The 581-nt window shown below is 64.4% G+C and carries 1 pseudogene; it reads left to right on the top strand.

The annotated features are described in order from the left end of the window. Positions 1-120: 120 nt before the first annotated feature. Positions 121-581 (top strand): annotated as a pseudogene (locus FBT96_RS19120) (transposase); the annotation flags it as partial.

The raw sequence follows: 581 nt of genomic DNA, 5'->3' as shown, positions 1-581 counted from the left end.
ACGAGCGCCCCAACATGGGCATCGGTGGCATTACACCCGCCCAGAAACTGAAGATGGCTGCCTGAAGTATACGTCTGTCCCCCGTTGAAATGGGGAGGATTACCATGCAGAACATCGCATGAGTGGCAAGCCCGCAAACATGGCGGTCAGGGCAGACGCCCATGGCGCAAGGTGCATCTGGCCATGGACAGGGGCCAACGTCCGACATCCGGACGGTGGAATTCACCCCCGGCCGCGACGGCGACAGCCCCGTGCTGCCGGAGTTGCCCGGCCAGATCCCCGAGCGTGAAAAGATCGGCACGGTGACCGCCGACGGGGCCTATGATACCCGCCGCAGCCACACCGTCCTCATCGACCGGCTGGCGACTGCGATCCTTCCGATCCGCAAGAACTGCCGACCGTGGAAGGAAGACCGCCCGGCCGCGCTCGACATTGTCCTCGGACCAATGGCGGACGATGTCTCGCTCCGCAACGAAACCCTGCGTGCCACCCGGACCTACGGCAGAGAAGGTCTCGGAAACGATGGACCGGATACCACGTCCGCAGCCGAATCGAGGCGAAGATGCCCTCGCCGGTGCGCT

This window comes from Rhodobacter capsulatus (genome assembly GCF_005144475.1).
Lineage (GTDB): Bacteria > Pseudomonadota > Alphaproteobacteria > Rhodobacterales > Rhodobacteraceae > Rhodobacter > Rhodobacter capsulatus_C.
This window is presented reverse-complemented; position numbering and strand designations above follow the sequence as displayed.